Source organism: Alkaliphilus hydrothermalis, from assembly GCF_016908555.1.
GTDB lineage: Bacteria > Bacillota > Clostridia > Peptostreptococcales > Natronincolaceae > Alkaliphilus > Alkaliphilus hydrothermalis.
In genome coordinates this window covers 288,592-296,452 of the sequence record NZ_JAFBEE010000002.1, presented here as the reverse complement: position 1 = coordinate 296,452, position 7,861 = coordinate 288,592, and the positions used below count along the sequence as shown (strand labels likewise).

Sequence of the window (7,861 nt, the reverse complement as noted above, 5' to 3'; positions counted from 1 at the left end):
CAATGATTTTTGAGTTTTACTCTATAATCATTGCCGAAGATTATGCAAAGTAAATCAGAGGTAACATCAGTAATTATGCTACACCTACAGGTTTACTTTGCATAAGTACTTACTTTGCATAAGGAGGTTTATGCAAAGCTTTGCATAATCCACCTTGCGGTGTGCCAGATTCTGAATTATGATATTTACCTTCTTCCATATGTCCAGCTTTAAGCCATTTCCATATCATATCTAGGACAGTTCCATCAGCTATATATTTTGTTAATATCTTCATCAGTTTCTTATGGGGTATATTATCAAAGAACCCTTTAATGTCACAATCATATATATGGTTGTACCCTGTTTCTAAGTTCCATAGAATTATTTGCATTGTTCTTTCAGCACCTAATCCTTTTCGGTATCCACATGACCACTTATGGAATATTTCATTCTCAAATTTTGGACTTATGACATTTACTATACTTTGCTGAACAATTCTATCTTCTATTGTGGGAATCCCTAGAGGTCTTTTCTTGCCGTTCTTCTTCGGTATATAGACTCTTTTTACAGGCTTTGGTACGTAATTTTTCTCTTTTAGAGTAATTAGAAGCTTTTTAATCTTTTCTTCCTCTTTTTCTGCAAAGGTTTCAAGGGTTTCCCCATCAATACCTCCGCATCCCTTGTTATCTTTAACTTGTTTCCATGCCTCCATTAGTTTTCTCTCAACTAACAGTTGCCCATAAATACTATGCATTTTAAGTTTCAACTCTTGATTCATTTATTATCCGTCACCTTTCTTGTGTTCTTTCGGTTCGTTTTTACTTTCGTAGCGTTACCGTTATCATTCCACATGATTGAAGCTGGGTCCACTGAGGTCAGTTCCCTTCCGTTCAGTATCAGTTTGGTCAAATACTTACTTCCGTACTATGAAACTGTCTGACTTCTCTATCCGTAGTAGAAACTTCGGAATAACCTTATATCCCACTACCCCTTACGGGCTTGGATAGAGATCTCACAGGGTCATTGCATTTTCCTTCCTAACATACCAAGTACTTTCACATGATAAACTATCCTAACTCAGCTGATTCATTGGGTTAGAATTATTGGCTTCCTATTTTTCATGCATAGTCGCCAGTTTACCCCGCCACCTGTACTTCACACCTCTGCATTTCGGTCTGCTAGTCCGCCTATGGGTCTCTCGACTTACCACGTCTCCTTCAGACAACACCTCACGATAATGCCCTAGACTAAGCTTCCTAGGTTGTATCAGCACTCCTAGGGAAGGACTTTCACCTTCGAGAATTTCTATGTTTCAACCCTAAATGTCCTGTTTTTATTCTCTGAATATCATTGACAACAGGTTTAATTCATAGAACTAGACAGGCTATCGCCTATCTATATGCAACTGCCTGTCGCACAGAAAAGCCCTACCCTTTATTGAGTAGAGCTGACGAAAATATTTAAATTAATATGAACGTAGTTCATAAAGAGGTAATTTAGCCCATCTTAATTTCTTTCCTTCTTCATTTGCTAGGTCTAATGTTCTCATAAAAGCAGATTCTATATCTTCTATAGTTGATTTTTCAAAGTGATTATACATTAATCTAACTTTTCGACATACTTGTTCCTTGATCCTAAGTTGTTCTTCGAACATTTTAGATTTATCATATTGACTTTGATAACAACCTTCTTCTGGAAAATAGAATCCTAATTTATAAAACCAGTATAAATGATTAACGAAAATTTCTTCAAGCCATCTTTGATTTAAATTACTAAGAAACTTTTCATCACTAATTGGCACTGTCCATTTTAAGTTTTTTAACAATGAATCTAGATCTTCATTAAATCCAAGATCGAGTATTTTTTTTCTTCTTTTTCATTTGGTACCTTAGCAGCTTTTACAGCATCAATAAATCTATTAAATAAACTCATTTATCAAATCCTCCTTATCTAATCATCATACATTCTTATATACTTTAAGATCAAATGTAAGATTTTTAATGGCTATTGGTAGTGTATTTATGTCTCCAAGTTTATAACCATAAAAACATACTAACACTCTATTAAGCATTTGTAGTTGCAATCTGTTCCATGACTTTAAATAATTATTAAATTGTTCCATTACTATGACTTCTACATCAAGTTCTCCATAGCAACGGTGGATTATCACATCTTTTGCAATCATATCTAATATGTAATTCTTTTCTGTATCATTACTAATACGTTTATCTCCAAGAGTCCTAGATAATTCAGTTTTAGCAGTAACTAGCGTTTCTTCCGAACTTCCTAAAATTATAGATAAAGTTTTGCGCAACAAACCCAATTCCACCACCTCTTTTTCTTTATATTAGGTAGATTCAATCTTTCTTAAAACTTCACTGCATTTTAATTTATTATTATCTCCCTTAAATAAACTTCACATTTAACTTCCCCCCGTTATTTAATATATTTCACATAACGTCCCCAGTATTACCAACGCCCAATGTTGGTAATACTGTGTTAACCGATCGTCCCACCATGTCCGATAGGACTAGTAAGTATATTATACTATTTTAGGTGAGATATGGTAAGGAGTAAAACAAAAATATAATAAATTATCCATCCCTTCCATTTTTATGTTATAATTTGTAGAGATATGTAAAAGTGGGGAGGATATATTAAAGTGATAATTAATAAAATTATGGAAACAAAGGAAGTGTATTTGAATACTTGTGTATTTGTAGACTATGAAAATTTATTTGAAAAACTAGAAGAATATGGTACTAATCCTATGCAGTTAAATTTTTTCCCGTTGATAAAAGAAAGGTTAAAAGAACACTTTCAACTAAACATTATAGATTTTATAGTTTATTGTAATTTTGAAAAAAATAAACTATTTAATGCAAACCATCAAACCACATTGCAAGCCTTAGGTGTTCAAACTAGACATACGTCCAATACTGGAAAAAATTCAGCTGATTTGGAATTGACAGTTGATTCCTTACGTACACTATATAAAAATAAAAATATTGATGTTTTTGTCATCATATCAAACGATCGAGATAACATTCCTCTAATTAAAGCAATCAAAGCTGAAAACAAAGTTGCTTTTGTTATTTCAACTGAAAATGGATTTAATAAAATCGTTTGTGCTTATGCAGATTTGCACGAGTACATTGAGGATATCTTTAATCTAGATAGAAGTGTGTTAGAGCAGAAACAAACCGACGAATACCATGTAGACCCTCAATCTATAACTAGTGAAATGGAAAACAGGGCAAAAGAGGTCTGCAAATTATTTTATAGTTCTAATCCATATAGAAAATTCATAGATAACAATATGTACGTTGGTTTAACTGGGTATGCCAATCTCTTAATGGGTAAAGTTAGTAGATTAAAAGATGAAATTATTTTTGATTTCAAGGTTGCAAATTCATTAGGATATATCATATTATATAAAGAAGAATCCAAGCAAGAGATCGCTATAAAAGATGGCGAAAATAAAGATAAAATATATGAATAATATCTTGAATTCTTGTAATAATAATAGTATAATTTAATTACAAACAATTATAACAAACAAATTTTACAAACAAATTTTACAAACAATTACACAGACAGGGATACAAACAAATGCAAAACAGAGTAACCATTCTCTGTTTTGTTTTAATTTTCCAAAAGACCTCTGATATAATTTCAGGGGTCTTTTACTATGTAAAGGAGATGATTTTATTGGATTGCAGAAATATAATTAAAACTACAGAAGAGCGAGACACAGAATTAATAAATATGATTTTGGATTATGCTATCAAGAATCATATGAGTTTTAAAGAAATAGATAAGTGCATTGAAAAAATTGAAGAGGTCTATTACTCAGATGGGGTTGTTATAAGAGATTAGGCTGAACTCACATTCAGCCCATAAGCAAATTAGCCAGTATGGCAATCAATACAACAATGAAAACAACCATCAAAATTTTTATCTGGATGGTCATTTTTAGCTCTGTCTATTGCTCCATGACAGTCTGAACATAAGCCTATAAGAGTTCTATTGTGTACATCTGGCTTGAAGTTACAGTCCTCTGTATGTACTTCGTGTTTATGTTTGTCATCTACATTTTTATTAAAATAATAGAAAGTCATATCTCTTTCACCTCCTTTCACGTCCGATAGGACTCTAATTGGTGGGATGTTGGTTAACTATCGTATTGCCGACATACGTCGGTAACATCTCCTTATCAGTACGTTTCTGACACATGTCGGGAACATTCCCATTAGAACTACCTAAAACTTAATAATTTTTCATAGAACTTTTTTTACACAGGTCAATAAGTCTTCTTCAAAGGCACCAAAGCCCTAGTATCCCAATCAAAATGATCATAATACTGATTAATCCATCTAACAAGTTCTTCAGCATCTATAAGGGTAACTGGAATGTTAGATCTTTCAGCCTCGTACTTAGCCCCTTTGCTGAATCCACCAGTAGATACGCATAGACCTTTGTCTCTATTTCTTAAACCACCCGTAAAGCTCCTGATACTATCAGCTCCCATTGAGCCAGTTCTATGTTTTACTTCCACTATAATACTCGGCTCTTCCAGACCTAATCCATCTGGTGAAGCAATAATAGGCTTCATCGTCATCTATTTCATCATCATCAATAGTATCTGTTACGAACTATTGACTTTATATCTATTTGAAATAGAGTTTAACCAATTAATTGAACTACCATAAACTACTAATCATCTCATATGTTATTCGACTTCAATCTCTAAAATCCTTCAAAATATTAGTTTTTATATAATATTTTGGAATCTAAAAAAGACCATAAAAAAACCTCCCTAAAAGAAAGAAGGTCTTTGTGTGTTAATTAGCATTTCATTTATTGATCGCTACTCCATTTTTGCTCAGTTCGCACTCTCCATCTTTTAGAACATTACTTAAAACTCGTAGATAGAAAGGCTATAGTTAATTGAAACCATTGCATATTTAAGAATTATATTTTTCTAAAAATATTAATTCTAAAGTTTCAAAAGTACTGAAAATAATTGAATCAAAATCAATAGAAACAGATTCTAAAATGCCTATATTATCTATATTAAATACATTTAATACTATCTTTTCTTCGGATATTTCTTTGAGAATTCCCTTATAGTTCTCTTCTAAAGTTTCTATTTCTACAAAGTGATTTTTCATATGGTAACTGTTAAAAATCGTTTCCCATTTTTTAAGGTCAATATAATATCCTGTATTTAATTTAAAATAATACTCTTTTTGAAGCAGCTCATTGTAATAATCATGACAATATGATACTGTTTTAATTTGATTTTTTGAGAAAATACAGTAACCATCCAATCTTAATCCTTCTACCCTAATTGCTAAACAATACGCTTCCTCTTCTTTTAAGATAATCATTTGATTAAAAGTACACTGTGACTTAAATTGAATTCTTATAAGTTTTTGAAGTTCTAACTTATATTCTAATGCTAGCTCCTGTGAATCTTCTAAAGAGCTTGTTGTATTTTTAGATGTAATTTCGTTGTTTTGAACTGCTATATTTATAGTATCTTGTCTTTCTTGACTCTCTAACTTTATATCCTGCTTATCTTGCATTTTAATCGCTAATTTTTCTGTTTCACTACTTAAATCTATTTGGGGATCATCAGACATAGATCCTTCTTTTTGATTATTCTCCTTGGGAGTATCTTGTCTTTGAGTAGATACTTGACCATATTGATCAATATACTTTTGAAATTCTTCCCTTAAAGCATCTTCTCCTATTGTAGTCTGTGAACACTTCACTTTTAATCTTCCAGTTTTATTTAATTTTTCTTCGTCATAATCAATTATATTTTCAAGTCTCGAAAAGAATTTTGGATTTTCTTCTATAAACGATTTGATATCATTAAACCAAATGATTAAAGATCCAGAAGTATCCCTTGTAGCACTTTGAACTTCAATCAATTTAATCACGTTCCAATCAAGTTTCAAATTTGCCTCAGGAAATTCAAATCCTTTTTTTGTAAATGTTAAATATGAAGTAAGTTTCAGTTGCATGTAAAAATAAAACATAATAGACATGCTTATAAGAGAAGTCATCAAGAAAAATAAAGAGCTCCTAACAAAAATATTAATTACAAATAGACTAATCAAACCAATGGTAAATATTTGAATCGGGCTCTTAGAAATTTCTAATCTATCTTGTGATATTTCTGTAAAATATGTTGAGTACTCTTTCAAAAACACCCCAATTTTGGATTTAAATTCATCGGTAGAACTTTTTATTAAAATATAAGGATATTCTATAATTCTATCTCCTTCATGAGTTATATTTAAAATATTTGATTGATGCAACTTTTCATAGAATAAATTTTTTTCTTCTGTCATCTCATTATCTTTTTTTAGTTTTAAACAAAGATAATATCTGAAATAGGAAAATTTAATGTAATATGTGTCAATATCATTCCATAGGATCTCTGTCTCATAAGGATATAGTTTAATCCCCTTCTCCTTCAAATGAAAAACAACTAAAGTCTTTTTAACCCAATTAAATCCAATTGGATTTTTATGAAAACATACTAAATATACTGCACCCAAAAGGAATATTGTAAAAACAAATCCTAAACTTATCCAGCTAATAACCAGCGTACTACATATGATATAAAAAAACAGTTTCCTATTATAGATTATTTGAATATCTTCCATAGTTGATCCCCCATTTTGATTTTCATTTATATAGAAATCCAACCCCTTATTAGACTTATCTTAAGGAATCTTACTTATTTATGATAGGGTTCATTCTTCTAATATCTCATTAAATATTATGTATCATTTCTTTGCCAATATCTACATCACCAGACATAGCATACCAACAATATCAATACTAGTATAGGCCAAGACTTAAGATGCTTTTTCATTTCCCTTACCCTCCACTTTCTTCTCAGTCTAACAAATCCTTTCAATAATACTCTAATACTAAAAACTTCTAATATGTTATTCAACTTAAATCCCTAATTCCCTTCAAAATATTTGGTTTTCTATAATATTTTGGAATATTGACTAAAAAACTTCCTTTGTAAGGAAGTTATCAGTTCAATCATTTAATCTTTATAGGTGCTACTTTCGACCAAGTTAGTTCCTGTCCATATTTCTTTTCAAGTATAGACACAGACTAAAACTGGATTCTCTATTTTTTAAAAGTATCTTCCATTAATCCTTTGTAATACTATAAAGATACTTACAAACTTCGTGTTGTTCACCGTGATAATTCTAGATGCTTTTATCTTGTAGATTAAATGAGCATTTTTCTAAAACCTTGCAAGAAGCAAGATTATCACCACGGCTGATTCCCCAAATATGTGTAATACCAAGTTGATTAGCTATTACGGGAGCAAATGCCATTACTGCTTCTGTTGCATAATCATTTCCTGTATAGTTCTCAGCAATATGATAGCCAATTTCCCATTCACCATCTTTCAATGGAACAGCCTGAACATATCCTATATTCTCACCGCTCTTAAGAATAATTGGGTAAACCAGCGGACCTTTGTTTTCACCATCATAACAGCTCATTAAGAACAAGATGGCTCCTCTTGCTTCCTCTATAGTCTCAAATACTTCGTCTGGTACAAATTTACGATTGTATACATCCAAAGAATTCAAGTGTACAATCTCAGCCATACTTTCATCGAATTTAGTAATCACTAATCTATCTGTTTCTATTTTAAAATTTTGCATTTTTAGATTCCCTCTTTAAAATAATTTTATAATCAAAATACGGTTACACTGTCCCCCTTAGGGGTTACAGTAAATTATGTTTGCCTTTACTAGGATTCCATTTGTTTGGTTGAATAAATTCAATAATGGGTTTTATATTTTCTTTTTTCCTCCAATAACACTGGGAG

Annotated in this window: 9 protein-coding genes; 2 read left to right on the top strand and 7 right to left on the bottom strand. The window is 31.2% G+C overall.

Annotated features, from left to right (window positions below; genetic code table 11):
- Positions 1–109: 109 nt before the first annotated feature.
- The 3 genes from JOC73_RS03245 to JOC73_RS03235 form a co-directional block, all read right to left on the bottom strand.
- Positions 110–757 carry a reverse transcriptase domain-containing protein gene (locus JOC73_RS03245; RefSeq protein ID WP_204400409.1) on the bottom strand — a complete coding sequence of 216 codons (648 nt, stop codon included), beginning with the start codon at positions 755–757 and terminating at the stop codon, positions 110–112.
- 687 nt (positions 758–1,444) lie between these two features.
- Complete coding sequence (locus JOC73_RS03240) at positions 1,445–1,780, bottom strand: hypothetical protein (protein WP_204400408.1); 336 nt, start codon at positions 1,778–1,780, stop codon at positions 1,445–1,447.
- A gap of 156 nt (positions 1,781–1,936) precedes the next feature.
- Positions 1,937–2,302, bottom strand: coding sequence for a hypothetical protein (locus tag JOC73_RS03235; RefSeq protein ID WP_204400407.1), 366 nt, complete (start codon positions 2,300–2,302; stop codon positions 1,937–1,939).
- A gap of 357 nt (positions 2,303–2,659) precedes the next feature.
- On the opposite strand from JOC73_RS03235, the gene JOC73_RS03230 reads away from it, so the two are divergent.
- Positions 2,660–3,481 carry an NYN domain-containing protein gene (locus JOC73_RS03230; RefSeq protein ID WP_204400406.1) on the top strand — a complete coding sequence of 274 codons (822 nt, stop codon included), beginning with the start codon at positions 2,660–2,662 and terminating at the stop codon, positions 3,479–3,481.
- 110 nt (positions 3,482–3,591) lie between these two features.
- Positions 3,592–3,858 carry a hypothetical protein gene (locus tag JOC73_RS03225; protein ID WP_204400405.1) on the top strand — a complete coding sequence of 89 codons (267 nt, stop codon included), beginning with the start codon at positions 3,592–3,594 and terminating at the stop codon, positions 3,856–3,858.
- A 29-nt stretch (positions 3,859–3,887) separates the two neighbouring features.
- Here the strand turns inward: JOC73_RS03225 and JOC73_RS03220 are convergent, their stop codons facing one another.
- The 4 genes from JOC73_RS03220 to JOC73_RS03205 all read right to left on the bottom strand — a co-directional run bounded on the left by JOC73_RS03220 (position 3,888) and on the right by JOC73_RS03205 (position 7,694).
- The gene (locus tag JOC73_RS03220) at positions 3,888–4,100 is read right to left on the bottom strand and encodes a hypothetical protein (RefSeq protein WP_204400404.1); all 213 of its coding nucleotides are present in this window, start codon (positions 4,098–4,100) and stop codon (positions 3,888–3,890) included.
- 182 nt (positions 4,101–4,282) lie between these two features.
- A complete protein-coding gene (locus JOC73_RS03215; RefSeq protein WP_204400403.1) occupies positions 4,283–4,594 on the bottom strand; it encodes a restriction endonuclease in 312 nt (103 codons plus the stop codon).
- A gap of 352 nt (positions 4,595–4,946) precedes the next feature.
- Positions 4,947–6,662 carry a hypothetical protein gene (locus JOC73_RS03210; protein ID WP_204400402.1) on the bottom strand — a complete coding sequence of 572 codons (1,716 nt, stop codon included), beginning with the start codon at positions 6,660–6,662 and terminating at the stop codon, positions 4,947–4,949.
- A 564-nt stretch (positions 6,663–7,226) separates the two neighbouring features.
- Positions 7,227–7,694 carry a GNAT family N-acetyltransferase gene (locus JOC73_RS03205; protein WP_204400401.1) on the bottom strand — a complete coding sequence of 156 codons (468 nt, stop codon included), beginning with the start codon at positions 7,692–7,694 and terminating at the stop codon, positions 7,227–7,229.
- Positions 7,695–7,861 lie beyond the last annotated feature (167 nt).